28 protein-coding genes and 2 pseudogenes are annotated in these 26,841 nt (G+C 36.0%); 7 read left to right on the top strand and 23 right to left on the bottom strand.

Annotated features, from left to right (window positions below; genetic code table 11):
* Nucleotides 1–71 precede the first annotated feature (71 nt).
* The 3 genes and pseudogenes from KDN24_RS10890 to KDN24_RS10880 form a co-directional block, all read right to left on the bottom strand.
* Nucleotides 72–608: pseudogene (locus KDN24_RS10890) on the bottom strand (N-acetylmuramoyl-L-alanine amidase family protein); the annotation flags it as partial.
* 87 nt (nt 609–695) lie between these two features.
* Nucleotides 696–1,022 (bottom strand): annotated as a pseudogene (locus KDN24_RS10885) (glycoside hydrolase family 73 protein); the annotation flags it as partial.
* Between the two features lie 59 nt (nt 1,023–1,081).
* Nucleotides 1,082–1,336, bottom strand: coding sequence for a hemolysin XhlA family protein (locus KDN24_RS10880; protein ID WP_409974879.1), 255 nt, complete (start codon nt 1,334–1,336; stop codon nt 1,082–1,084).
* A gap of 328 nt (nt 1,337–1,664) precedes the next feature.
* Between KDN24_RS10880 and KDN24_RS10875 the strand changes: the two genes are divergently transcribed.
* The 6 genes from KDN24_RS10875 (at nt 1,665) to KDN24_RS10850 (ending at nt 4,751) form a co-directional block, all read left to right on the top strand.
* The gene (locus KDN24_RS10875; protein WP_409974878.1) at nt 1,665–1,799 is read left to right on the top strand and encodes a hypothetical protein; all 135 of its coding nucleotides are present in this window, start codon (nt 1,665–1,667) and stop codon (nt 1,797–1,799) included.
* A gap of 311 nt (nt 1,800–2,110) precedes the next feature.
* Nucleotides 2,111–2,503 (top strand): DUF1259 domain-containing protein, encoded by a 393-nt coding sequence (locus KDN24_RS10870; RefSeq protein WP_409974877.1) that lies wholly within the window; start codon nt 2,111–2,113, stop codon nt 2,501–2,503.
* Between the two features lie 116 nt (nt 2,504–2,619).
* A complete protein-coding gene (locus tag KDN24_RS10865) occupies nt 2,620–3,105 on the top strand; it encodes an FUSC family protein (RefSeq protein WP_409974876.1) in 486 nt (161 codons plus the stop codon).
* A 274-nt stretch (nt 3,106–3,379) separates the two neighbouring features.
* A complete protein-coding gene (locus tag KDN24_RS10860) occupies nt 3,380–3,832 on the top strand; it encodes a hypothetical protein (protein WP_409974875.1) in 453 nt (150 codons plus the stop codon).
* A 165-nt stretch (nt 3,833–3,997) separates the two neighbouring features.
* Nucleotides 3,998–4,420 (top strand): VOC family protein, encoded by a 423-nt coding sequence (locus KDN24_RS10855; protein ID WP_409974874.1) that lies wholly within the window; start codon nt 3,998–4,000, stop codon nt 4,418–4,420.
* A gap of 145 nt (nt 4,421–4,565) precedes the next feature.
* Complete coding sequence (locus KDN24_RS10850) at nt 4,566–4,751, top strand: hypothetical protein (RefSeq protein ID WP_409974873.1); 186 nt, start codon at nt 4,566–4,568, stop codon at nt 4,749–4,751.
* Nucleotides 4,752–5,159: 408 nt separating this feature from the next.
* Here the strand turns inward: KDN24_RS10850 and KDN24_RS10845 are convergent, their stop codons facing one another.
* From KDN24_RS10845 to KDN24_RS10835, 3 genes are all read right to left on the bottom strand, one after another.
* On the bottom strand, nt 5,160–5,291 hold the full coding sequence (locus KDN24_RS10845) for a hypothetical protein (protein WP_409974872.1): 132 nt from the start codon (nt 5,289–5,291) through the stop codon (nt 5,160–5,162).
* A gap of 28 nt (nt 5,292–5,319) precedes the next feature.
* A complete protein-coding gene (locus tag KDN24_RS10840; protein WP_486303962.1) occupies nt 5,320–5,844 on the bottom strand; it encodes an MT-A70 family methyltransferase in 525 nt (174 codons plus the stop codon).
* 370 nt (nt 5,845–6,214) lie between these two features.
* Nucleotides 6,215–6,424 (bottom strand): hypothetical protein, encoded by a 210-nt coding sequence (locus KDN24_RS10835; RefSeq protein WP_409974871.1) that lies wholly within the window; start codon nt 6,422–6,424, stop codon nt 6,215–6,217.
* Between the two features lie 89 nt (nt 6,425–6,513).
* Here KDN24_RS10835 and KDN24_RS10830 point away from each other — a divergent pair, with 89 nt between their 5' ends.
* On the top strand, nt 6,514–6,783 hold the full coding sequence (locus tag KDN24_RS10830; protein WP_409974870.1) for a tyrosine-type recombinase/integrase: 270 nt from the start codon (nt 6,514–6,516) through the stop codon (nt 6,781–6,783).
* A 38-nt stretch (nt 6,784–6,821) separates the two neighbouring features.
* Here KDN24_RS10830 and mutL read toward each other — a convergent pair whose 3' ends face one another.
* From mutL to KDN24_RS10745, 17 genes are all read right to left on the bottom strand, one after another.
* Nucleotides 6,822–8,693 carry a DNA mismatch repair endonuclease MutL gene (mutL, locus tag KDN24_RS10825; protein WP_409974869.1) on the bottom strand — a complete coding sequence of 624 codons (1,872 nt, stop codon included), beginning with the start codon at nt 8,691–8,693 and terminating at the stop codon, nt 6,822–6,824.
* Nucleotides 8,694–8,745: 52 nt separating this feature from the next.
* A complete protein-coding gene (gene mutS, locus KDN24_RS10820) occupies nt 8,746–11,331 on the bottom strand; it encodes a DNA mismatch repair protein MutS (protein ID WP_409974868.1) in 2,586 nt (861 codons plus the stop codon).
* Between the two features lie 153 nt (nt 11,332–11,484).
* Nucleotides 11,485–12,087: a LysE family translocator gene (locus KDN24_RS10815; RefSeq protein WP_409974901.1), complete on the bottom strand. Its 603-nt coding sequence runs from the start codon at nt 12,085–12,087 to the stop codon at nt 11,485–11,487.
* A 130-nt stretch (nt 12,088–12,217) separates the two neighbouring features.
* On the bottom strand, nt 12,218–12,766 hold the full coding sequence (gene cotE / locus KDN24_RS10810) for an outer spore coat protein CotE (protein ID WP_409974867.1): 549 nt from the start codon (nt 12,764–12,766) through the stop codon (nt 12,218–12,220).
* Between the two features lie 276 nt (nt 12,767–13,042).
* Complete coding sequence (locus KDN24_RS10805; RefSeq protein ID WP_409974866.1) at nt 13,043–13,474, bottom strand: YlbF/YmcA family competence regulator; 432 nt, start codon at nt 13,472–13,474, stop codon at nt 13,043–13,045.
* Between the two features lies 1 nt (nt 13,475).
* Nucleotides 13,476–15,020, bottom strand: coding sequence for a tRNA (N6-isopentenyl adenosine(37)-C2)-methylthiotransferase MiaB (gene miaB / locus KDN24_RS10800; RefSeq protein ID WP_409974865.1), 1,545 nt, complete (start codon nt 15,018–15,020; stop codon nt 13,476–13,478).
* A gap of 253 nt (nt 15,021–15,273) precedes the next feature.
* On the bottom strand, nt 15,274–16,140 hold the full coding sequence (locus tag KDN24_RS10795) for a 2-oxoacid:ferredoxin oxidoreductase subunit beta (RefSeq protein ID WP_409974864.1): 867 nt from the start codon (nt 16,138–16,140) through the stop codon (nt 15,274–15,276).
* Complete coding sequence (locus KDN24_RS10790) at nt 16,141–17,877, bottom strand: 2-oxoacid:acceptor oxidoreductase subunit alpha (RefSeq protein WP_409974863.1); 1,737 nt, start codon at nt 17,875–17,877, stop codon at nt 16,141–16,143.
* Between the two features lie 320 nt (nt 17,878–18,197).
* Nucleotides 18,198–18,458 carry a stage V sporulation protein SpoVS gene (gene spoVS, locus KDN24_RS10785; RefSeq protein ID WP_409974862.1) on the bottom strand — a complete coding sequence of 87 codons (261 nt, stop codon included), beginning with the start codon at nt 18,456–18,458 and terminating at the stop codon, nt 18,198–18,200.
* 252 nt (nt 18,459–18,710) lie between these two features.
* A complete protein-coding gene (ymdB, locus tag KDN24_RS10780) occupies nt 18,711–19,508 on the bottom strand; it encodes a 2',3'-cyclic-nucleotide 2'-phosphodiesterase (RefSeq protein ID WP_409974861.1) in 798 nt (265 codons plus the stop codon).
* 108 nt (nt 19,509–19,616) lie between these two features.
* On the bottom strand, nt 19,617–21,182 hold the full coding sequence (gene rny / locus KDN24_RS10775) for a ribonuclease Y (protein WP_409974900.1): 1,566 nt from the start codon (nt 21,180–21,182) through the stop codon (nt 19,617–19,619).
* Between the two features lie 252 nt (nt 21,183–21,434).
* Nucleotides 21,435–22,475 carry a recombinase RecA gene (gene recA, locus KDN24_RS10770; protein WP_409974860.1) on the bottom strand — a complete coding sequence of 347 codons (1,041 nt, stop codon included), beginning with the start codon at nt 22,473–22,475 and terminating at the stop codon, nt 21,435–21,437.
* A 274-nt stretch (nt 22,476–22,749) separates the two neighbouring features.
* The gene (locus tag KDN24_RS10765) at nt 22,750–24,003 is read right to left on the bottom strand and encodes a competence/damage-inducible protein A (protein WP_409974859.1); all 1,254 of its coding nucleotides are present in this window, start codon (nt 24,001–24,003) and stop codon (nt 22,750–22,752) included.
* Between the two features lie 12 nt (nt 24,004–24,015).
* Nucleotides 24,016–24,594 carry a CDP-diacylglycerol--glycerol-3-phosphate 3-phosphatidyltransferase gene (gene pgsA, locus KDN24_RS10760; protein WP_409974858.1) on the bottom strand — a complete coding sequence of 193 codons (579 nt, stop codon included), beginning with the start codon at nt 24,592–24,594 and terminating at the stop codon, nt 24,016–24,018.
* A gap of 52 nt (nt 24,595–24,646) precedes the next feature.
* Nucleotides 24,647–25,549 carry a helix-turn-helix domain-containing protein gene (locus tag KDN24_RS10755; RefSeq protein ID WP_409974857.1) on the bottom strand — a complete coding sequence of 301 codons (903 nt, stop codon included), beginning with the start codon at nt 25,547–25,549 and terminating at the stop codon, nt 24,647–24,649.
* A gap of 17 nt (nt 25,550–25,566) precedes the next feature.
* Nucleotides 25,567–26,361, bottom strand: a complete 795-nt coding sequence (locus KDN24_RS10750) for a DUF3388 domain-containing protein (protein ID WP_409974856.1) — start codon at nt 26,359–26,361, stop codon at nt 25,567–25,569.
* Nucleotides 26,362–26,529: 168 nt separating this feature from the next.
* Entirely contained in the window at nt 26,530–26,787 is a 258-nt protein-coding gene (locus tag KDN24_RS10745) for a DUF3243 domain-containing protein (protein WP_409974855.1), read from the bottom strand.
* Nucleotides 26,788–26,841 lie beyond the last annotated feature (54 nt).

Raw genomic sequence — 26,841 nt, 5'->3', positions numbered from 1 at the left:
CGCATGGCTTCCTGTCTAATTTTCTCCTGACTTTCAGTCAATTTTTGTTCTTCCACATTGCTTCCTCCTTCTTTTTTCTTTAAACCAAATGCTTTGGCAATACCATTTACATGACCTTCTGCTATTTTCTCTATATAGCTAATTTGCTTAAGCTTTGCTGAATCAGATGTATGATCAATAAAACCATTTTCTGATAAAAAAGCAGGCATGTTAGACTCACGCAGCATGTGAAAATCAGCTCTTTTTTTACCTCTGTCTCTCAAATCCAATACTTTAATTATTTCACCATGCAAAATGTTCTGATATGATTGAGTCAAATTGTTTGCAGTTAGATAAATATAGTCCTCATACCCAGTACCGCCTCCTGCATTAATATGCACAGATAATAAGAAATTAGCTCCCCATGCATTAGCAAGATTTGTCCTTTGCGCAAGGCTGATTGTCTCGTCCTTCTCGCGACTAAGTTTTATTTGGACATTCTCATAATTCTGTAAAAAATCACGAATTTTTAATGATATTGATAAAGTTATATCTTTTTCTTTTAAACCATTTCCATTACTACCAGAATCTGATCCGCCATGCCCTGGATCAATAAATATTTTGACCATTCCTACTTCCTCCTTGTCATATTTATAAAGTTCATTCCTTTCAATGAGTTCAATCAGCCTCTGGGGATAATTAGGATCTGTTGCATAACCACACTCATAGATGATTCTAGCTGCCTCCCTATAATCAGTAACTCCCCATATCCGTTTATATCTATCACGCTTTAAAAAAACTTTGCTCCTATATTCAAAGCATTCTTCGATATTTTGAAATTTACAAAAGGTAGCAAGCACTTTCAGTTCCTTACCTTTGACAAATTCTGTTGTCATTTTTTTATAAATAGCCCCTGTCCAACTTGCGATCGCTTTTATCCCAAATAAATTATTTGCTTTAACTGCTAATTCAGATTTACCAGAATTGCTTTCTAAAATAGCTTGAGCAATTGTTAATGAGGCAAGAATTCCTTCCTGTTTCATATATTTAATAGCCAAAAAAGAAATATCTTCAATAAAGCTCATTTTATGTCACCTCCATTTTACAATCCTCCAGATTTTATATACTGTATAAAAAGATTTATTGCACCAACTAATAGTGTAGCTATTACGGTACGCCATAACCATGTATGATTACTTTCTAATTTATCAAGTCTTTTATGCGCACCTTTACTACTTTGTAACGCTTCATTCGCATCCTTCTCAACCCCTTTTATCATTTCCATTTTTGTTTCTATGACAATGAGTCTATCTTTAATATCATCCAATTTCTCCTCTAATTTATTAATATCATCCATTTCTACCCTCCCAAAAAACGTATTCGATTTATAAATTTTAATTTTCATGTCAACAAGTCACAAATTATTTTTGGCATTAGCAATCAATTTGACATTTTCAAGCACTCATATGCCTGTCCTAAAAATTGAATGATCCATAAAGTAATGTTTAAGCTAGTATATTCTTTGCTTGAATCTTTTGTTTGTATGATTGTCGTTAGAAATGGGGAATGGTTTTGTCATTTCATAAATATCAATGAATATATTAAGTAAACATTCACAATTATCAATTAAATAGTTATTAATTACCATAATTTACTATAAAATACATATTGAGGAGGTGATGAGGATGAAAAAAAGAATAGGTATTCTTCTTTTTGCTGCAGCACTTTTCGGGGCAACATCAGCATCTGCTGCATCTGATATTAAACCTGCTGGGCCGAAGTGTTATTGGGTTGGCGGTGTCTGGATGTGTGAATACTAAAAAATAGCAAGAAAAAAACTTTTATACTTAAGCATATTTTTGCCACTTATTAGTGGCATTTTCTATTGTTATGATAGAGGATAAACCATATTTGATAAAATTCCCTTTTTTAGTCTTTTAGGCAATTATTGAACACCAATCAGCACCTTAACTTTACATAATTTTTCACGATCATCCTCGAAATGATTCCTCTTATCATCCTTGCTGCTGATTAATTCAACCTTTTTTGGTATAAACAATTGCAATCACATCCTGTTCTAAACTCCGACCATATCTCATAAACTATAAAAAAATGAAGAGGTGTCTATTATTTGGAATTTCATCATCTTTGTCAACAATGCGCTCAAATTCTTAATGGAAAAGCGAGTGTGGAACATGGTGTTTGTTCAATTGGATTAACTCGTAATCTTCAGGTTACCATACAAGGGCGTCCAAGTCGTGCTGAGTTACATGCGGGCGTGACCTTTGAATCTATGGATCGAGATGGTAGTACACTTAATCTTGGCGAGGTTGTCCTTCTTGAAAAAGAGATTTTTCCTTTTGTAAATGTTCTAGTAAGAAATCATCTTATCGTTAGTGCAATTCATAACCATTGGATATTCACTAATCCAAATATTTTATATGTTCATTTTCAATCAGTTGAACCACCATTGAACTTTGTCCAAAAAGTTGCAAAGGCTTTTAGAGCAATAAATCATATGTAATTCTCTTATTGCTAATCGGTTTGCTTCTGAGCCTTAAAGGCTCATTTTTTTATACATAAAATACCTATATTGACAAATAACTAAAAAGAATGCTGTATTTTAACCGAGGTGCAAAAATGAAGACTAAGAATTTTACTATTTCAAATGATCATTTTTCCGAACTAATTTGGAAAATAGCAATCGGCACTGCATTATCTTGGGAATTGGCAAAACTATTTGGCTCTGAACATCCCTACTTAGCCCCTATATCCGTTATACTTTGCCAGCAATCAACAAACAGCAAAACCGTCAAAATTTCTATTCAACGTGTAACCGGAACTGTTATTGGTATATTTATTACCGTACTAGTTGCCAGCTTTATACCTGTAAATGGAGGTACTTTAGGATTAATAATATTATTTGGATGTTTTATTACTAAATTTTTAAAATTCGACAAAGTTGTCGTTCATCAAGTTGCCCTCACAATATTGTTTGTCTTTGCTCTTGGACATAAAGAAAAACACTATGCCATGGATAGAATGATTGATACACTTATTGGCGTTGCCATTGTAGCGATAATCCAAGTGACGTGGTCTCGTCTAATCTCACGAAAAAAACAATAATTTTTTTGTTCATCTTAAAGTTCAACATGTCCAATAGCTTCACCCGACTTGAAAGTGTACTGCACTTCAAAAGTTAGAGTAAAATCTGATTTTTGGGGTGTGGTACAATGAATGCCTTTTGTATTCAACATTTACTTCTATTTATTAACTCATCCAACATAGCACTTGCTTTCTTCTTACATCCCCTTCTAATTCTTTTTGAACTTAACCCCTTCCAGAACTCTTCCATTATTGGTAAAATTAAATAGTAAATATTTTCTTAGGAGGTATAGTTTTGAAAAAGTTACTGTTTGTTTTTCTGAGCACTATGTTTTTATTTGGATGTAGTTCAGAAGAAACTACTAAACAAAAGAAAGAGGAGCCCACTCAAGAAGATAGCAAGAATGAGGAAACGAATAAAGTGGAAGCTACACAAGAAGAACTGAATGAAAAACTTAAAAGCGAGGCTGTTCAAGCCAACTTTGTAGAGTTGAATGATCCAGCAGCTGAAGAAAATAAAAAGGTTTTTGCTGAAGGAGAAGTAAGTGTAATTTCGGAAACTGGTCCCTTTAAGACTTTTAATTTAACCACTAATCAAGGGGATGGTTTTGGTATTTACTCAATTGTCGATATACTAGAAGATGAAGAATATCAAGAAGGAGACATTGTCAAGATTTATGGAACATTTAAAGGAAAAAATAATTTAGGTATGCCCGAAATCACATCAACTGTGATTGAAAAACAATAAAAAAGGATATTCGTTCATCATAAATTGAAAATCACAAGGAATTCACCCTTACTCGACTAATTGAGTAGGGGCTTTTTATTACTTCACTTGCTTTTCAAGTGCTTTATTTCTTTCACAGCAACTGGATGATATAATCTTTTTAAAATTAATTGGAGGTTCCATTTGATGAAACCACGTGTAACAGTTATTACTTTAGGTGTAGATAATTTAGAAAAATCACTACATTTTTATCGTGATGGTCTTGGGCTCCCTACTGAAGGGATAGTTGGGCAAGAATTTGAACATGGTGCTGTTGCCTTTTTTGAACTACAGCTAGGATTAAAACTAGCCATTTGGAATCGTAAAGACATTGCATATGAGACAAATGTTGCTTTGTCTAAGCCAAGTCCAACTGAATTTACATTAGGGCACAATGTTAATAGTAAAGCCGAAGTCGATTTAGTCATGGAACAAGCTAAACAAGCTGGTGCAACTATAACTGATCCAGCTCACGAAACTTTTTGGGGCGGATACTCAGGCCACTTTCAAGACCCAGATGGTCACCTTTGGGAAGTAGTTTGGAATCCTCAATGGGATACCATAGAATAGTTTGTGATAATACAAGCTGGTGAATGCCAGCTTTTGTACACATTGTGTATCCATTATTTAGTAAAACCTACCTTTTGTTTACAAAAAATTCCCTTTGTATTAAAGTAAGATTAATATTGTTAATTTTTTTATGGTGGTGTTATACATGCAGTTAATTAAACGTCTATCCTCTTCTTTTCTAGTTGTAGCTGCAACTATATTCATTATTTATACTGTAACTGGTGAAAATATTGATTGGATACTTGTTGGGATAAATTTTACCGTTATAGTATTAGGTACTCTAATAGCCAATAGTCCTCTTGCCAATAAACTTAAAACGAAAAATAAATAAGCAACTAAGCTACCATATGTTCTTATTCTCTGCAACTAACTTTGTTTTACACAAATCTTCTCGTATATCATCCTCACTTGCTTAAGCCTCAATTCTCTTTTCTAGATATTATAATTTTCCTGATTAATAGTTTTATCCTTTTTCCCTCCTCCTGAATCCACTATTTTTCCAAACATACTCATACTAATTAACAATAAATTAACAATAAATATATATTGAAGAAATAATAAACCTTTATGATTAGGTTAATAAAAAACTTAATTTCAAAAGGAGCTGAAATCAATGCTCGGGTTTTTAGCAAAACTTGTTATTTTAACTACCCTTTGTACTCTTTTTCCTTAATGCTCCACAGAGTTCCGTTCTTTTCTATTCTTTCTAAAATAATTTCAACAGGCTCATGGTCACCTTCTAGTAAAAAAACATCTTGCCACTCCTTAGCCAATCCCCAAACTTCTCAATACCTTTAATCGTTTGTGTTTCTAGTAAATTTTTTACTCTTTTAAGGACTTCATTATTTAAGATTTCAGTTTCGATATTCATTAGAATCATCCTTTAACTGGCTTATTGTTTAAACTTCATTCCCCCAGAAATCCCAGCTATCTATTTTTTGCCTAGCGAATAATTCAATACGAGGCACATCTCCAAGTAATTCAATTATTCTTTCACAGACAATAGCTGGTTTTTGGCTATGTCTTTCTATAGGAATTTCAATAATCTGATGTACCCCATTGTTTTTGACATGCTGTTTAGCTTTAGTGTCTTTACTGATACCTAGTAAACAAACTTCTGCACTGGCTCGTGTATAAGCTCCCATGCCCCCAAAATTTGAATCAGTATTTTTCTTGTTTTTCTTAATCCACACGAATGCAGCAGTCTTATACTCAAAGCCCCATGCCTTTAGGACTTTTAAAGCTTGATCAACATTCGGGAACATTGCCCACATAAAACAGATGGAGGTGTCAGTTGCTATGTCTCTAATTGGCAGCTCGCAAGTATCATCTGTCGACATAGTGTCGTAGTGTTGTTTTGCCATACCCCTGCTATTTTTAGTACTGCCTGATTGCCTATAATGCCATGGTGGATCAGCATATATAATTTGATATTTTCGATTAGGAAATGGTGTTATTTTGCTTCACTCCTTATCAACATAACTATTTGCTAAAAAAATTATCTGATTTTTCATATTTCGACGTTATTACTTTATTCATTGTGTTAATATCCTAACTAATACATACAAATGGAGGTGAAAAAATGAAAAAATGGATTGCTACAGCATTTTTAACTTCTGCACTTATTTTTGGTATTTCCTCACTTGCTCATGCTGATAAAAAAGTTGAAGTAATAAAAGCTGCCGATTATGAGATGTAAATAATAAATCGAACCGAATATCCTTTGCCTAACCAGTTTGCTTCTGAGCCTAAAAAGGCTCTTTTTTTGTGTAGTAACTTCCTTTACTCTTTTGTTTAATAAGAAACTGCTGGTTTATATCTGTTATACTCAACATACATTTCTGGCAGATTCGCTCGAACCAAGGCATCGGGTAAATCAGGTGGAAATGAATTTCCTACTCGTTTTATTTGCTCATCATGTCGAATCTTTTTCCCATTAGGATAATATTGGAACAGATAATTTTTTGGAAATCCTTGGGCTGCATATAATTCGTGTGGTTTCATCATCCTTAATCCGATATCTATTACTTGTTTGCAGAAAAAAATCAGATGAAATACGGGGAACGTTACCAACACAATGAATTTATGGTCAAATGCCCCAATGGAGCAGAAATGGACTTTTCGGAGTAAACAAGGTAATTGATTCCATTCTGAAAAAGACAAATCTACACCACATTACTCCACACGGGTTGCGTCACACTCACGCAATTTTGTTATTAGAAAGTGGTGTAGATATCAAAACAGTAAGCGATCGCTTAGGACATTCTACGATTAATATGACTGCAGATGTTTATCTACATATTACAAAAAAACACGAAGAAGCGAGCGTTTTAAAATTCGAAGCTTATCTTAGTAATTTATAACGGTGGGCAAGACCATTATAGTTACCCTCGAAACCCATCTACTGTACACGTTTAAACATCTTTTCCATATCATACGCTGAATAATGAATAATAATCGGTCGTCCATGTGGACATGTAAATGGGTCAGATGTTTGTCTAAGCTCATCAAGCAACGCTTGAATCTCATCATTTCTTAGGTGGCGATTTGCTTTAATGGAAGCTTTGCAGCTCATCATAATGGCAGCTTCTTCTCTTAACTTTCTAATATCTACTCGTTTCATAGAAAGAAGTTGTTCGATCATATCTTCGATGATTTCCTGCTCCTCACCTTTTGGCAACCATTGTGGATGCGAGCGGATAATATAGCTATTGTGGCCAAATGGCTCAAGGAAAACACCGACTTTCTCTAGTTCATTTTTGTATTCTTCAATTTTAATATAATCATCAGTAGAATACTCAAATGTTAGAGGGATAAGCATTTCTTGAAGCTCGCTTTCTATATAGCTGACTTTTTCTTTAAAATATTCATACTTAATTCGCTCTTGAGCTGCGTGTTGATCAATGATGTAAAGCCCTTTTTCATTTTGAGCGAAAATATAAGTACCATGCATTTGCCCAATTGGATATAATGGCGGGACCCGACATTGTTCAAAATGGGCTGTTTCTTCTAATACATGTTCGATATGGTAACTCTGTTCCTCCTTTTGAGGAAATTTCATTGATTCTTCTTGAATTTGTTCATTTATTTTTTCTGCTTCATCTTGTAAAGAAGGATTTTTCGTCTCCGCAAATGAGAAAGTACTATTTGTAAACGCTGGAAGAGAATCAGACCATTTTGTGCTAGCTTTCTGAGAATCCCCCTTTTCAATCACATGATCCAATTCAAGATAAGTCTGAACTGGCTTTTGTTGAACTGGTTTAGGCTGTAAGTTCTCAGTTGGGATTAATTGCTGTGCCTTAAAAACTCTTTTTAAAGTTTCTGTTACTAGTACATTTAATTCGCTCTCTTTGCTTAATCGAACTTCCATTTTCGCAGGATGAACATTTACATCGACAAGTAGCGGGTCCATTTCAATATTTAATAATACAATCGGATAACGTCCAATTGGTAACAGTGTATGATAGCCTTCTTGAATCGCTTTCGCGAGTGCATAGTTTTTAATAAATCGGCCATTTATCATCGTCGATATATAATTTCTTGAGGCTCTTGTAACCTCAGGTAAAGCAGCAAAACCGAAGAGCTGAAAATCAAGGGATTTCGCTTCAATCGGGATCATTTTTTTGACGATATTCATTCCGTAAATTGCTGCTAATACTTGGCGGACATCGCCATTCCCGTTCGTATGCAGAAGCTTACGTTCATTATGAATGAGACGAATCGAAACCTCAGGGTGAGCAAGCGCAAGCCGATTTACGACATCAGAAATATTTCCAAGCTCTGTGTGGATTGTTTTCATATATTTCAAACGAGCTGGGGTATTGTAGAATAAGTCTGATACAGTTAAATCCGTTCCTCTTCTTGCCGTATCTTTTTCAAGGGATTCAACTTTTCCACCTTCTACAACAATACGAGTGCCAATCTCACCAGTGCTTGTTTTTAGTTCAATCTTTGAGACTGAGGCAATACTAGGCAAGGCTTCTCCACGAAATCCGAGCGTCCGAATACGGAAAAGATCAGTTTCATCTTTTATTTTGCTTGTTGCATGCCGCTGAAATGCAGTGAGAACATCGTCCTCATCTATTCCTTCACCATTATCAACAATTCTGATTTTTGTTAATCCTGCTTCCTCTACTTCAATATCAATAATCGTACTACCCGCATCAATTGAATTTTCCACAAGCTCTTTTACGACTGAAGCAGGTCTTTCAACAACTTCCCCTGCCGCTATTTTATTTGATAAGGCATCATCTAGTTGAATTATTTTACGCACGTGTTATTCACCACCCATCGTATTATTAAGATCTCCTTTTCCATGAATACAGTTAATTCTTTAGTTTTTTATGAAGATCATAAAGAATATTTAAAGCCTGGATAGGGGTCATTTCTAATATATCTAGTGATTTCACTTTCTCAATCATTCTTTTTTCCTTCGAACTTAATACTGGCTCCTTCACTTCAATAGGTTCAGTAAAGAAAGAGAGTTGGTCAGATGGTTGAGCTGACTCCGTCACTATTTTTTCAGGCGCATCATCTTTTTGTTCAAGCCGGTTCAAAATTTCATTCGCTCTAATAATAAGCTCATGAGGTAATTCAGCAAGTTGGGCTACATGAATCCCATAGCTTTTATCAGCAGCACCCTCTTTAATTTTGTGTAAAAACACAACTTTGCCATTTTGCTCTAGTGCACGTACATGAATGTTTTTCACTTTTAAAAGCTGTGATTCTAAAATAGTTAATTCATGATAATGAGTAGAAAACAGTGTTTTTGCTCCGATTCGATCATGAATATATTCAATAATCGCTTGTGCCAATGCCATTCCATCATATGTTGATGTACCTCTGCCAATTTCATCAAATAAAATAAGGCTATTTTGGGTTGCGTTCACAATTGCATTCCGAGCTTCAAGCATTTCAACCATAAATGTACTTTGACCTGAAATTAAATCATCAGCCGCCCCAATTCTCGTAAATACCTTATCAAACAAAGGAAGAATTGCCTCTCTTGCTGGTACGTAACAGCCAATTTGCGCTAAAATAGCTGTCAAAGCAATTTGCCTCATATATGTACTCTTCCCAGACATATTAGGCCCTGTCACAAGGAGTATTTCTCTTTCATTATCCATATCACAATCATTTGGAACGTATTCTTGTGTATTCATTACTTTTTCAACGACTGGATGTCTTCCATCTTTAATAACAATTCGACGATCTTTTGAAAAAACAGGCTTTACATATTGCCTTTCTTCACTAACTGTCGCAAAGGAAAGAAGAACATCTAATTCACTAATTGATTTCGCTAACGCTTGTAATCTTGGAATATATTCCTTCACTTGCTCGCGGATCGAAGTAAAGATTTCATATTCTAAATCGATGCTTTTTTCTTCTGCAGCGAGAATAAGTGATTCTTTTTCCTTTAATTCAGGGGTTATAAATCTTTCTGCATTTGTTAATGTTTGTTTTCTTTCATATTGACCTTCTGTAAGTAGATGTAAATTCGCTCTTGTTACTTCAATATAGTAGCCGAATACACGATTATAGCCGACCTTCAATGATTTAATCCCTGTTTTTTCCCGTTCTTGTTTTTCCAGCATTGCAATCCATGTTTTTCCATTCCTTGTAGCATCTCGATATTTATCGAGTTCTTCATTATACCCATCATTAATCATATTGCCATCTTTAAGGGAGATGGGAGGGTTTTCAACGATTGCCTTCTCTAATAGAGCAGCTACTTCCCCACACGGATCGATTCCTTCAACAAGCTGTTCAATTTCTAAGGTTTGAAGAAGCTTTAATTGGTTTTGTAATAATGGTATTTGTTGTAAGGAGCGCTTTAGCTGGACTAAGTCACGTGCATTTACATTCCCAAATGCTACTCGCCCAGCAAGTCTTTCAAGATCATATACTTCCTTTAGTTTTTCTCTTAATTCTACTCGTTCAAAATAGGAAGAAATAAAAATTTCAACTAAGCTTTGACGTCGATTAATTTCCTTTTCATTAACAAGTGGGCGCTCTATCCATTGCTTTAAAAGTCTGCCTCCCATTGCTGTTTTCGTTTCATCAAGGAGCCAAAGTAGAGAGCCTTTTTTTCCTTTTGAACGAATCGTTTCCGTCAACTCAAGATTTCGTTTCGAGAAGAAATCAATTTTCATATATTGATTCGTCTCATATGTCGTTACTTTTTGCAAATGGTCTAAGCTTCGTTTCTGAGTGCGAAATAAGTAGTTAAATAATCTTGAAACCGTATGCTGCAATTTATCTTGATTAATATCTACTAATAGTGGACGATACTGTTCCAATTGCTTACTATCGTCTTCAAAAGATAGCGTCAATATAGAACGCTCATTAATTTTCCTTTGCCATTCACTATTAAAGCTAGAAGCTAAAATTAATTCCTTAGCACCTAAAATAGATAACTCGTTTAACACCTCTTCAAAGCTTGTACTAATAAGTGTCACCTTTGTTTCACCAGTTGAAAGATCATTGTAAGCAAACCCAAATGTGTCATCTTCAAAATGTGAAATGGAAGCAATATAATTATTCTCTTTTTCCTGAAGAACTTTTCCTTCCATCATCGTTCCAGGAGTAATTAACTGAACGACTTCTCGACGGACAACCCCTTTCGCTTGCTTAGGGTCTTCTGTTTGCTCACAAATTGCCACCTTATAGCCACGAGCAATCAACTGCTCAATATATTGAGCAGCGGAATGATATGGAACCCCACACATCGGGATACGGTCCTCTGAGCCACCCTCTCTACTCGTTAAAGTAATCTCTAATTCCTGTGATGCTTTAATGGCATCTTCAAAAAACATTTCATAAAAATCTCCAAGACGAAAAAATAAAAAGGCATCCGTATAATCTGCCTTTACTCTTAAATATTGCTGTATCATTGGCGTATAAGCTGCCATATTATCCTCCAACCTATCAAAATCTTATTCTTCATAGAAAGTACCCACTATATTATAGCATATATCTACTATATTCCATTTATCAAGAAAAACAAAAACAGCTCTCAAAACTGAAAGCTGCTTATCAATTGAGCATATTCTTCTCTCCTATCGTTAAACCTTCTCAAAAGCCAGCTTAATTCCAAATATAATAAGAATGGCTCCTGTCATTCCCTCTACAGCTTTTATCGTAGTTGGCTTCTTCATAAATTCACTCACATAATGAATTAAATAAATATAAAAGCAGAACCAAATCAAAGTTAAAACAGTATAAGTGAACCCTAGTACAAGAAATTCTGAAAAAGCGTGATGATTGCCCTTTCCAGCAAATTGAGGTAAAAATGTTAAAAAGAAAACAGCTACTTTCGGATTAAGAAGATTTGTTAAAAACCCTTGGCGAAAGTTCGATTCTCCATCATATTGATTATGTAAACTCGATTTTTCCGTCAACTTTTGCTGTTTTTTGATAATAACTAGAATTGATTTCAATCCTAAGTAAATGAGATAAACTGCTCCAATATATTTTAGAATTGAAAACAGAAATGCAGACTTAACAATGAGTGCAGAAAGACCGAAAACCGCTCCTAGTGTATGGATTAGCAATGCAGTCAATGTCCCAAAGGTTGTATTAAATCCAGCTAATTTCCCTTTGGAAATCGTATTTTTCGTTATAACAGCCGTATCTGGACCTGGTAAAATAATAAGCATAAATGCCATGAACAAGAAAAGCAAATAATTTTCCACATTTTATCTCCCCTATCATCGTTACAAATAAAACTTTTTCTTATTATATAATATTTAGAATATTTTAAAAAGAAAAACTAGGAAGTAAAACCCTCCTAGTTCATTACTTTTCTACACTTTCACTAAAATTTGGATTTATTTCCTCAAACTCTTCATCATCGACGTCCAATCCCCAAATTTCATCATCATCATCACATTCGCATCTATCAGGGTGTACGGCAACACAAACTTTCGTTTCACCGATAACTTCAACAAGGAATTCCCTTTCCACATGGACGATGATTTTTGTGCCATTAGGGGAGATTACACATTCACAGCAGTTAGGCTGTTGCAGGACGCGAGCGACAACTTCATTGTCATCAAAACAATCAGGGTCACGGTATTTTAATCTAATGACATCTTTATATTCAACACGTTCGGTAACGACTTCCGTTTTTGTATTATCATTAAATGAATACCAAACATTAATGTCATAGTAGCCGGTTATTTCGACTGTTTTATTGACCTTTTTCGCTTCGTACTTATGGTTTATAATCCAGCAACCGAGTATGCTTGTCGGATTATGTTTTGGGCTAATCGTATGGTTGGACTGTGTAAATTTACGTCCTTTCGCTACGACCGCTTTCGTTATAATCTCTCTATATTCTCCCATTGCGAGCGAACCTCCTCATTCATTTTCATTTCATCCTATGCGAGATATTAGACTAGTGTGCGATATTTCTTGATGAATGTTAGGTAAAAGTATTGGCATAATTCATCATATGTTTCCTCTTAACAGATGTGCTATCACCCATTATTTTCTAAAATTAAAGTAAAAAAACCTCGAGCTTTTATGCTCAAGGTTTTTTGAAAGGAAAATTCATAAACATTCATTCAGTTAAGAAAATCTAACAAAGTGGCGCATCAAGTTGAGACACTTAATGGCTATTTAGTGATGATGGGAACAGTCACTATTTTTAATTTGAGAGCCTGTTTCTCCACTTAATAAATTACCACCTGTTGAAGTGATTATTTCATCTGTGACTTTATTTGAGATTGTATTTGCAACGAGTTGCAGCAATTCATTAACCTCAATCTGAGATTGCTTAAATTCTTGGACAATCGGAAGTTCATCTAATTCTGTTTCAAGTGCAGTAATTTTATCCTCTGTTTTTTTCAAAGCTTCTTTTTTTCCAAAATGCTGCAAATTCACTGCTTGCTTCTGCAATCCTTTAATGTTAGAGATTGTTGCTCGAACTTTTTCATTTTCATTTATTTGTGCTTCTGCACGTTTAAAAAAGTCCACTTCTTCCGTCTCTGCAATCATTTGAGCTAGTTCATTTGCACGAGCAACAATTTCATCTTTCGTAAACTTTGCCATTCTACTCCACCTCAACAACGTCAAGTTCTTCAACCATTTCTCCGTTTAACGACCATGTCTTCGCATCAGTGATTTTCACCTTTACAATTTTCCCAATTGCGGTTTTTGGTCCTGTAAAATTAACTAGTTTATTTTTTTCTGTGTAACCGGCTAATACATCAGGATTATTTTTACTTTCTCCTTCAACAAGTACATTAACGATTTTACCTTGATAGGTTTTCATTGCTTTAGCTGAAAGCTCATTAACAACCGCATTTAATCGCTGTAATCGTTCCTTTTTCACTTCCATCGGAACATTATCCACCATTTTTGCTGCTGGTGTTCCCTCGCGAGGTGAATAGATGAACGTATATGCAGATTCATATCCAACTTCACGATACAAAGATAATGTCTCTTCGAATTGTTCTTCTGTCTCATTTGGGTATCCAACGATAATATCAGTTGTAAAAGTCACACCCGGAATAGCTTCCTTAATCTTACGAACAAGCTCTAAATATTGCTCTCTAGTATATTTACGTGCCATAATTTTTAACACTTCAGTTGAACCAGATTGAACTGGCAAGTGAATATGTTCTACAAGATTTCCACCTGTAGCTAATACCTCAATCAATCTGTCATCGAAATCACGAGGGTGGCTAGTTGTAAAACGGATACGAGGGATATCGATTTTTCGAATTTCCTCCATCAAATCACCTAAGCCATATTGGATATCTTCAAAGTCTTTTCCATATGCATTCACATTTTGACCAAGAAGAGTAATTTCTTGATAACCTTGTGCAGCAAGCTGTCTTACTTCTTGAATGATGTCATCTGGTCTGCGGCTACGCTCTTTTCCTCTTGTATATGGGACAATACAGTATGTGCAAAACTTATCACAGCCGTACATAATGTTAACCCATGCTTTAATATTACCTCTCCGAACTTTAGGAAGGTTCTCAATTACGTCACCTTCTTTAGACCAGACTTCAACAACCATTTCTTTTGACATATATGCCTCATGCAAAATATTTGGAAGACGGTGGATATTATGCGTCCCGAAAATCATATCTACATGATTATATGTTTTCAAAATTTTATTGACAACCGATTCTTCCTGAGACATACATCCGCAAACACCTAATAATAAATCAGGCCTTGCCGTTTTTAAATGTTTTAAATGGCCAAGTTCTCCAAAAACTTTATTTTCAGCATTTTCACGGATTGCACAAGTATTTAATAAAATGACATTTGCATCCTCAACTGTATCTGTCGGTTCGTAACCAAGCCCAAGGAAAATCCCAGCCATTACTTCAGTGTCATGTTCATTCATCTGACACCCATAAGTTCGGATGTAAAATTTACGGCCTCTTCCCATTTCAAGAAATTCTTCCGGAATATCAAAGTCTTTATGATATTTCACTTCTTCTTTTCCGCGTTTCTTTGCTTCTTTTAAGGATGGTGGGGTATATACTGCCTCAAAGTACTTACTGTAATCCTTCTCGGATTTTTTGTCCGATGGATTAACCGTTTGCACTTGTTGTCCTTCTATACGTTGTTTTTCATTCATATTTTTAACTCCTTTCACGGTCTCTACAAAAACATACACACATTAGTATAGTATATAGTTTTTATCGTCTGAAAACAATAGAAAACCCATGTTTAACAAGTTTCAGGCAATTAATATCCCATGATAATAGTATAAAAATTCTCCGTCCATTTGACGTGATGACAGTCACAGTATTTGAAAAAAAATAGAAGTCTGTGGAACATTTCCCCAGACTTCTATTTTTTCTATTGTCTCTCTCGAATTAAACAATACATTACATAAATTCTGCTACTAATTTATCAAAATGCTCTTGCTCTAAATTCAAATCTGCCTCAGTTAGAGGAGTTTCTGAATAGCCTTTCAATAACTCTTGATAAGATTTACGTTCAGTATTTTGATAAATTAAACCAGTTACTAGACCATTATGCTTCATTAGCGTTTGCATAGCCATTTCACGATCTGAGGAATTATAGCCTTCAATCTCACTTAATTTCGTTAAATTTTCTTTAAACCAGTCATATGTGTTTACTTTATTATACGTAACACATGGGCTAAAAACGTTAATCAATGAGAAGCCATCATGCTTAATCCCAGCTTCTATTAATGAAGTTAAGTCTTTTAAATCTGTAGAAAAGCTTTGAGCTACAAAAGTTGCACCAGCAGTTAATGCCATTTCCATAGGTGAAATAGCCTGTTCAACTGATCCTTCAGGTGTAGATTTTGTTTTAAAGCCCGCAGCAGATCTTGGTGATGTTTGTCCTTTTGTTAATCCATAAATTTGATTATCCATTACAATATACGTAATATTTACATTACGACGAATCGAATGGATAGTATGGCTCATCCCAATAGCGTAACCATCTCCGTCACCACCGGAAGCGATAACTGTTAAATCACGGTTAGCCATCTTAACACCTTGTGCGATTGGCAAAGAACGGCCATGAATACCATGTAAACCATAAGAATTTATATAACCAGAAATACGTCCTGAACATCCGATTCCTGAAATAACTGCTAAATTATGTGGCTCAAGCCCTACATTAGCTGCAGCACGCTGGATAGCTGCTTGTACAGAGAAATCTCCGCATCCAGGGCACCAGTTGGGTTTTACATTATTTCGAAAATCTTTAAATGTTGCCATTTAGAACAACTCCTTGCATCTTGTATGAATTTCATGTGGCAAGAATGGATTTCCGTCGTACTTTAATAGCTTATGAGTTTTTTCTTGATTTCCGACGTTCATCAACATAATATTTGCCAGTTGCCCAGTTGCATTGTTTTCAATCACAACGATCTTCTTCGCAGATTTAACGAGCGGCAACATTTCATCAGTCGGGAATGGATGGATTAAACGAATATGTGCATGATTCACTTTTAAACCATCTTTTTCTAAACGGCCTATAGCCTCTTCAATGACTCCACGAGTTGAATTGAAGCCGACAATTAATAAATCTGCTTCTTCATGTGGAGCATTTTTATAAACAGGTGTATCAAATTTAATATTTTCGACTTTACGGAAACGCTTATCCATTTGTGCTTTACGGTTAAGAGCTGATTCAGATGGCTTTCCAGTCTCATCATGCTCAACACCTGTAACATGGTGAATCCCATGTTTCATACCTGGAATAACTCGTGGAGATATTCCATCTTCAGTTACTTCATAGCGTTTAAAATAGCCATTGTTTTCGATTTCTGGTAATTCTTCAGTAAGCAGCTTCCCTCTGCGAATTTCAATTTTATCAAATTCTAACGGTTCAACTGTTTGTTTACCTAAAGAAAGCTGTAAGTCTGAAAGGATAATAACAGGACATTGGTATTCTTCAGCAAGATTAAACGCTTCCGCAGTATCATAGAAAGCTTCTTGTACAGTACTTGGAGCCATAACAATCTTCGGAATTTCCCCATGTGTACCATAAATCATTGCCATTAAATCAGATTGCTCTTGCTTTGTTGGTAGACCTGTAGATGGTCCCCCACGTTGAGTATCAACAATTACTAAAGGAATCTCCGTCATGCCAGATAATCCAATCGCTTCCATTTTTAATGAAAGTCCAGGACCTGCAGAAGCAGTTATAGTACGTACACCACCATAGTTTGCACCAATTGCCATTGTAACAGCGGCAATCTCATCTTCCGTTTGAATGACAGCTCCACCAAGAGGAGGAAGTTTTTGAATTAAATATTCCATAATTTCAGAAGCAGGTGTGATTGGATAAGCCGCCATAAAGCGACAACCTCCTGCAAGTGCTCCAAGGGCAATGGCATCGTTTCCGATCATAAATAAACGTTTTTTGCCATCTGCTTTTTCTAATTCCATTAACTCTGTCGTTTCGCTAAGATTATCTTTCATGAAGTCAAAGCCAGCTTTAATGGCTTCCATATTTTTATCAACAACTTGTTGGCCTTTTCTTCCAAAAATCTCTTGTACTACTTCTTCAAATACATTAATATCTAAGTTTAGTACTGCACAAGTTGCTCCAACCGCAACCATGTTTTTCATTAGGGATGTTCCTAGTTCAGCTGCCATTTCTGTAAATGGAACTGCATATAATGCTGCCTTTGTATCTTCAGGCTTTGTAGGATTAAACTTTGCGTCTGCAATGATAATTCCTTTTTCATGTAGCTCTTTGTAGTTTAAATCGATCGTCTCTTGATCAAATGCTACCAAAATATCAAGATCGTCTGAAATAGAACGAACTTGTGTAGTGCTCACACGAATCTTGTTATTAGTATGACCACCCTTAATACGTGATGAGAAATGGCGGTAACCATACAAGTAATAGCCTAGACGATTCAATGCGATTGAAAATATCTCTCCAGTACTTTCTATACCTTCCCCTTGTTGCCCGCCAACTTTCCATGAAAGTTGATTGATCATTTCGTACACCCCTTTGGATACGTTAAAAAATATGTAAAAACGTTTTCAAAAAATTATTAAGTACTTCTTCAACCTAGTGGTAAATACTATACTATGTTTTGAATGGGTACTAAACGCTTTCAATTCTAGACCTAAGTCTTAAAAAAAGCAACCCTTTGAGCCTAATTTTGTCTAAAATATGAATAATTTTATTTTATATTAAAATTATATCTTTAAATTGATTTTTATCCAAAAAAACAACCTGCTTGCGTATGTAAGCAAGCAGGTCAAACTGTACAACGAGACTACTACATTACTAAATATTTTCGTGCGTTATCTCCCTATCTTGGTTCAATAATGAGCTTTATTGCTGTACGTTCTTCCCCATCAATTTTTATATCTGTAAATGCAGGGATACAAATCAAATCCACACCGCTAGGCGCCACAAATCCTCTTGCGATTGCTACTGCCTTCACGGCCTGGTTTAATGCCCCTGCCCCAATCGCTTGGATTTCTGCTCCGCCTCTTTCACGCAGAACTCCAGCAAGTGCACCAGCTACAGAATTAGGATTAGATTTTGCTGAAACTTTTAATATTTCCATTCCTAGCTCCTCCTTGTTTTACCCCTATGAACGAGCAAACTCTACCCTTGCTAATTCGTATGAATAGTTCAGGAATAAATCATTCCATTGCTACTATATTCAGCTAATAAATCACATATTCCGGCTTGGACGAAATAAATTAGAAAAGCGGAAGCTAGACATAGAAAAGCGGAAGCGGCTTGACCAAGAGTGACAAGCATAAAAAAGCTGCATCCTTTTAAATTTTTTTAAAAGAATACAGCCGTATTATTATTAAGAATAAAATGGGTGATCATCATTTATCATAATTCTGTCTATCTTCTTCGCTTTCCCTGTTTTAGGATCGATCTCCATTAATACAGCACTTAGCTGGTGGCGTCCCTCTTTTGGAACTTCAAAGCGAACAGGCAAGTTTGTTAAAAACCTTTTCAACACTGCTTCTCTTTCAACACCTAGTATCCCATCATATGGACCGGTCATTCCTACATCAGATATGTAGGCAGTTCCCCCAGGTAAAATACGATTATCAGCTGTTTGTACATGGGTATGTGTTCCAACTACAGCTGACACCTTCCCATCTAAAAACCAGCCTATTGCCTGTTTTTCACTCGTCGCTTCTGCATGGAAGTCGACAAAAATAATGGGCGTTCTTTTACTAGCTTCCTTAATTAATTCATCCGCTTTTCTAAATGGACAATCAATCGCCGGCATAAACGTTCTACCTTGAAGGTTTATTACTGCAACTTCAACGAGATTATATCTTAAATAAACAATTCCACTACCAGGATTTCCTTCGGGGAAATTAGCAGGCCGCACTAAATATTTCGCATCATCGATAAATTCGAAGATTTCTTTATTATCCCACGTATGGTTGCCTAAAGTGATTGCTTGAGCACCAACTTCTAAAAATCCTCGGTAAATCTTCTCGGTGATTCCTTTTCCACCTGCAGCATTTTCACCATTTATAATCGTAATTTGCGGGCGGTATTTATCCTTTAGCTTTGGAACATATTCTTTTACCATGTCACGACCGATTGAGCCGACGACATCACCAATAAATAAAATTTTCATGAACAGGTCCTTCCTTATAGATTGTCTCTTTTTCAGTCTAACACAATTTTAACTTGCTTTATTCATTAAAAATATTCAAAAAAAATAAAGCGATGCTTATGCACCGCCTTATTTTGCATACTCCACAGCCCTTGTTTCACGGATAACCGTTACTTTAATATGGCCTGGATAGTCAAGCTCTTCTTCAATCTTCTTACGGATGTCCCTAGCTAATCGATGTGCTTCGAGATCATCAATTTGGTCTGGCTTCACTAATATTCGAACTTCACGTCCAGCTTGAATTGCGAAAGATTTCTCAACACCATCATAAGACTCAGAGATCTCTTCAAGCTTTTCAAGTCGACGAATATAGTTTTCAAGTGTTTCTCTTCTTGCACCAGGTCTTGCAGCTGATAATGCATCAGCAGCAGCAACTAAAACGGCAATAATCGATGTAGGTTCAGTATCTCCATGGTGAGAAGCAATGCTGTTAATAACAATTGGATGTTCTTTATACTTTGTTGCTAACTCAACCCCAATTTCAACATGGCTTCCTTCTACTTCATGGTCAATTGCCTTTCCAATATCATGAAGCAAACCAGCGCGACGTGCTAATGTTTCATCCTGGCCAAGCTCAGCTGCCAACATTCCGGATAACTGTGCAACTTCGATTGAATGCTTTAATACATTCTGACCGTAGCTTGTCCGGAATTTAAGTCTGCCAAGAATTTTGATTAGATCCGGATGGAGTCCATGAACACCCACTTCAAATGTTGTTTGCTCACCAATTTCACGGATATGCTCGTCAACTTCTCTGCGGGCCTTGTCAACCATTTCCTCAATCCGAGCAGGATGAATTCGGCCATCCTGTACAAGCTTATCTAAAGCTAAGCGAGCTGTCTCACGACGGATTGGATCAAAGCCTGATAAGATAACTGCTTCAGGTGTGTCATCGATAATAAGATCGATACCTGTAAGTGTTTCAAGCGTTCGAATATTTCGTCCTTCACGCCCAATAATCCTTCCTTTCATTTCATCATTTGGAAGGTTTACAACAGAGACTGTCGTTTCAGCCACATGGTCTGCTGCACAGCGTTGGATTGCTAAAGATAAAATATCTCGCGCCTTTTTATCTGCTTCTTCTTTTGCTCTAGTTTCGCTCTCTTTAATCATGATTGCAGTTTCGTAAGCAACTTCCTGCTCCACTTGCTCTAGAATGATGGACTTTGCTTCTTCACGAGTTAAGCCCGAGATGCGTTCTAGTTCAGCTTGTTGTGCTCGCACCATCTCGTCCACTTTGCTTTCCATCTCTTCAATATGCTGTTGTCTTTTGTTAAGAGAATCGTCCCTCTTCTCTAATTGGCTTTCACGTTTATCTAACGTTTCATCTTTTCGATCTAGATTTTCTTCTCTTTGCAGTAAACGATTTTCTTGTTTTTGGAATTCATTTCTTCGGTCACGAATTTCACGCTCAGCTTCTGTCCGAAGCTTGTGAATCTCATCCTTTGCTTCTAAAAGAGCTTCTTTCTTTAATGCTTCTGCTTCTCGCTTCGCATCTTCCAAAATCTGCTCAGAAGCATCTCTAGCTCCTGCAACTTTAGCCCGAGCAATGGACTTACAAACAAAATAGCTAACAACTGCACCGACGAATAGGCCAAGCAAACTGGAGATGATGATAACAGGTAAATCTTCCATCATTTCACCTCCTCTTGCTATGAACTTTTTTTGTGTTACGTTTCTAAAGTGTCGGCATGTACATTGTCCATTCAATATACAGCACAAAGGCTTTTCAACGTTTTCAATCATCATAAAATGCAAAATATACATTTTTAATTGTAAAGGTGTGGAATTTCATTGTCAAGGTTTAGTGGGTTTGCATGATAAATTCAATAGAAAATAGTAAAAAAGCAAAGCTTGCATATAAACAGCTTTGCTCTCTACACATATTTATTCAATCAATTGAAATTCCTCTTGTTCTTCATCACCACTATTTGCAGTACTAGCATCTAGACCGTAATGCTCACGAATTTGTGTTTGAATTTGCAATCGAATATCAGGATTTTCCTTAAGAAATAGCTTTGCATTTTCTCGTCCTTGGCCTAAACGCTCCTCATTATAGGAATACCAAGAGCCACTCTTTTGAACAATATCCAGTTCCGAGCCTAAATCAATAATTTCTCCTTCTTTTGAAATCCCTTCACCATACATAATATCAACTTCAGCTACGCGGAACGGAGGAGCCACTTTATTTTTAACAACTTTGATCTTCGTTTTATTCCCGACCATTTCTGTACCTTGCTTTAATGTTTCTGCACGGCGAACTTCTAGACGAATCGTTGAATAGAACTTAAGAGCTCTTCCACCTGGTGTTGTCTCTGGATTCCCAAACATAACACCAACCTTTTCACGAATCTGGTTGATAAACACAGCAATTGTTTTTGATTTATTAATTGCACCTGATAGCTTACGCAGTGCTTGGGACATGAGTCGTGCTTGAAGTCCAACATGGGAATCACCCATTTCTCCTTCAATCTCTGCCTTCGGTACAAGCGCGGCAACAGAGTCAATTACGAGAATATCAACAGCACCACTTCTTACTAAAGCCTCTGCGATTTCTAATGCTTGTTCCCCTGTATCAGGCTGTGAAAGCAATAATTCATCAATATTGACCCCTAAATTTTGTGCATAAGTAGGATCAAGTGCATGCTCTGCATCAATAAAGGCAGCTTGACCACCTGCAGCCTGCACTTCCGCAATAGCATGTAATGCAACAGTTGTTTTACCAGAGCTCTCTGGTCCATATACTTCAATAATTCTTCCTCTCGGGTATCCGCCTACTCCAAGGGCAGCATCTAAAGCTAAAGATCCACTAGGAACAGTAGAAATCTTCCGGTCAGTCTGTTCACCTAGCTTCATTATTGAACCTTTACCAAACTGCTTTTCTATTTGTTTTAACGCCTGCTCAAGGGCTGCTTGACGATCACTCACGAATTTTTCCTCCTTTATTAAGCCTTGCTAGTTTTAGTCTCTTATTAATGCCTATCTTTACTATAAACGTTTTCATTCTGTTTGTCGAGCAAAAATTCGAACATTCATTCGTCTTTTTTCAAGGTACAATTCTAGAAGAAAATGAGAAAATTGCTAGGAAAAAATCGAATTTTCAAAGTCTTTTAACTTAGAAAATAGAAAAATAGTAAATAATCAAATAATTAGAGCCCTTAATGAATAACATTTGTGGTGCTATGAAAAAAATCAGAATGCATCAAATGGCATTCTGAATCTCTTTTAACCTTTTAATTAAAAAATAGCATCCGTACTTAACACTTCTTTCACGGATAGATTCTCTAGAACCACCGAGATTCAATTTTTCAACTTGGATGGGCTGGCCTTTTAGAAAAATACCAATAAATACTGTACCGACAGGATTTCCTTCTAATTCATCTGGGCCAGCAACTCCTGTAAAACTGATTCCAATTTCCGTGTTCATCATTTCCGCAATATTTGTAGCTAACTCTTCTGCACATCGAGCGCTAACAGCCCCATTTTCAGAAATGGTTTCTTTTTTAACATTTAACACATTTGACTTCACTTCATTTGTGTAGCAAACAACTCCACCTTTCAGTAAATTGCCTGCACCAGGAATAGCTGTAAGCCTCTCTTGAAACATACCACCAGTCAAGCTTTCCGCACAAGAAATAGTCAAATGATGTTTACTAATTAGTTTCGTAAGTTCATGCATTAAGGAAGTACGATCATAACCGTAAAAATACGTACCAACACGTTTAAGAACATCCTTTTCAGTCTCATCCAATAGCTGCATAGCTGTTTTTATTTGCTGATGTTTCGCTGTTAGTCTGAGTGTAATTTCTCCATTTGAAGCAAGAGGAGCAATAGTTGGATTATTTTGCTTATCAATTAAATCCTCAACTTCTGTTTCAAGCATTGCTTCACCAATTCCAAAGAAGCGTAATACTCGAGAAACGATTACACCATCATCTTGTTGCTTCGAGCGAAGAGCAGGAAGCCCGAATGATAAAAACATCGGTTCCATTTCATGTGGCGGACCAGGAAGAAGCATGTACTTATGTTTGCCATAATCAAGCAGCATACCAGGAGCCATGCCGTGTTCATTTTGTAAAATATGAGACCCTTCTAATACAAGTGCTTGTTTTTTATTATTTTCAGTCATTATCCGATTTGTACGCTCAAAAAAAAGCTCGATGGTTTTCAAAGCTTGCTCATCCATAATAAGCTGCTTATTTAAATGCCTCGCTATCGTTTCCTTCGTTAAATCATCTTTTGTTGGTCCAAGTCCCCCAGTAAAAATTATGAGATCTGAACGGGTCTCAGCAATTTCAATCGTCGATTTAAGGCGAACGGGATTATCGCCGACTACCGTATGATAAAAAACATTAACCCCTAATCCTGCTAATTGTTCTGATAAAAAGCGGGCATTTGAATTGACGATTTGGCCAAGCAATAATTCTGAGCCAACCGCGATTATTTCTGCATTCATTAAAACGCCACCTTATTTTGAATTAAGAAAGACATGTAAGTTTTTCGCAAAATAATCCCAACCAGACCAAATGGTAAAAAACATCGCTACCCAAAGCGCAAAATCTGCAAATGGAATTGAAAACATCGCAAAAATGATATTATGTAAAAGTAAAGCTGATATCGCAACAATTTGTGTCCACATTTTTATTTTTCCTAACGTTTTTGCTGCTACTACCTCTCCACCCTCAGCTAGTAAAAGACGTAAACCAGTGACAGCAAATTCTCTACTAATAATGATGATGACGATCCATGATGGCGCAAAATTCAGTTCTACAAGAACGATTAAAGCAGCAGAAACAAGTAATTTATCTGCAAGTGGATCAAGAAACTTACCTAAATTTGTGACAAGATTATACTTTCTCGCATAATGACCATCAATCCAGTCGGTTGCTGAAGCTATGATGAATATGAACGCCCCTACTAGATGTGTCACAGGTAGGGTAGCCCCTAAAAGAGACACATCTCCCCATTCCAATGGAACGAGCATAATAATGACAAAGATAGGAATTAAAAAGATTCTTGAGATTGTAATTTTATTTGGCAGATTCATGATTTACCTCCAATTTTGTATATACATCGAAAAATAGTCATCAAATAGATGACTATTCATTGTTCGGAAAGTAGCGAATGGTAATATCCTGCCGGACAGCTTGAGCTGGTGAAATAGCAAAATCTATTTTTTCATCATTTACATATATTTCAGTTTCAGTAGATCTGCCTATTCTTATAACGGCTTCAGTTTCATTTGAAAAGTCAAACGTTTGGCTGTCATTATCAGGTTGCTTTGATTTTAAAGTACCTTGAAACAATGAAACACCTTTTCCATTTTTCACATTAACCCATGTCTCACCAGTTGAGACGACTTTCAATTCAAACTTATCAGCATTTTTCAACTCATAAACGGTTTTAGTACCACCTGACTCAGCAACAGTAATCTCCTGCTTTTTCGTTTCTGGCACTACTTCTTCTTCTTTATTTTCTTCTTCATCGATGTCCTCAGTATTTTTGTCAGAATCTTTTTCATTATCCTTCGTGAAATTTTCAGATTCCTCTACATTCACTTGTTCATTTTGGATTTGATCATCTGTTTGTTGAGGACTCTTTCCACTGTCCTTTTGCTGAAAAAAATAATAAAAGACTGCAAAAGCTCCTATAATGAATACAATGATCAAAATCTTCGGAAGAATATCAAAAAGCTTAGAATTGCCTGGTGCAATATTTTTTCGTGACTGAACTCTTGAAAGCTTTTCAGGAATATCTTCGTTTAAAGGAGATGGGATTTCTGATTTAAATTGTTCAAAAAGCTCTTCAGGCAGCAAACCTACTGCCTCTGCATATTGTTTAATAAAAGCTCTTACATAAAATTGCCCAGGCATCATACTATAATTTCCTTCTTCGATGCCTATTAAATAACGCTTTTGAATTTTTGTTGCATCTTGTAGCTCATCAAGACTCATTCCTTTTGCTAACCGAGCTTCTTTTAAAACGCTACCAATTTCTGTCAATTACAACACCTTCCAACTCACGAAAAATCAAAGCCTCCAAAATCAGTTTCAGAAAACATTTTCGTTTTATCTACAATATCATATGTAATTTCTTCTTCAGAATCATGTCTTAGTTCAATAATATAATCAAAGTCTTCGATTGAATACTCTGTGTTTTCCACAAAAATATCAGGGTGCTCTACTACTTTAATAGCGGGCATATTCATAATCTCACGAACGAGCTGCCAATGACGTTCATTTGCACGCCTAGAAGAGACTATCCCGTCAATAATAAATAAATTATTTTCATTGTATTCATCATGAATCAGCTGATTACGAATCGTTTGCTTTAAGAGAGTAGAGGAAACAAATAGCCAGCGTTTATTTGCACAAACACTTGCTGCTACGATGGATTCCGTTTTTCCTACACGAGGCATTCCTCTTATTCCTATTAGTTTGTGCCCCTCTTGCTTATACAATTCTGCCATAAAATCAACTAATAGTCCAAGCTCGTCCCTTACAAATCGAAAGGTTTTTTTATCATCCGCATCTTGCTGGATATATCTCCCATGTCGTACTGCTAAGCGATCTCTTAGCTTAGGTAAACGGAGCTTGATTAGTTTAATTGTATCCATAGTATGTAAAATAGATTCTAACCGAACAATTTGTTCATTATTCTCAGCTAAAATTAATAATCCCCTTCGCCCTTGTTCGACACCGTTGATTGTCACGATATTAATAGATAACATGCCGAGCAAGGATGAAATATCACCGAGCAAACCAGGTCGATCCTTTTGGATTTCATATTCTAAATACCATTCTGTTTTGCACATTTAAATACCCCCTCAATACCTTTGCCAAGTGATATTTACTACCTCTTTTATCATAAATGATTTCACATAAAGATGAAAGTGAAAACAAAAGCATTGAGAAGAAAATTGAAAAACTGAAAAAGAATAAAAAGAGAGGTTTCCCCCTCTTTTTTTTGTAAAAAATTATTATTATTGTGTCCCATTATTCTCGACTAATTTCACCATAACATTCGCAATGGCTTGCTGCTCTTCTTTGCTTGCAACAGACCAAAGATCAGATAGTACTCTTTGCTGCTCATTTTTCGGATCAACTTGTTTAGCTAAATAATCACCGATTTGATAGGCGAGATCATTGATTGTATCTTTATTCATTCCTTGGTCTTGTCCGTGGTCAAGTCGATCACCGAGAAAATCCTTCCACTGCTGCCAGTTTTCAAGTACAGACATATTAATATCCTCCTTTTGTCAAAGCTTTAGTACATTGTTATTTTGAATAAAAAG

It is taken from the genome of Cytobacillus sp. Bva_UNVM-123 (assembly GCF_046351715.2).
Taxonomy (GTDB): Bacteria; Bacillota; Bacilli; order Bacillales; family Cytobacillaceae; genus Cytobacillus.
Note: the sequence above shows the minus strand (reverse complement) of the source record. Positions and strands in the feature narration are given on the sequence as shown.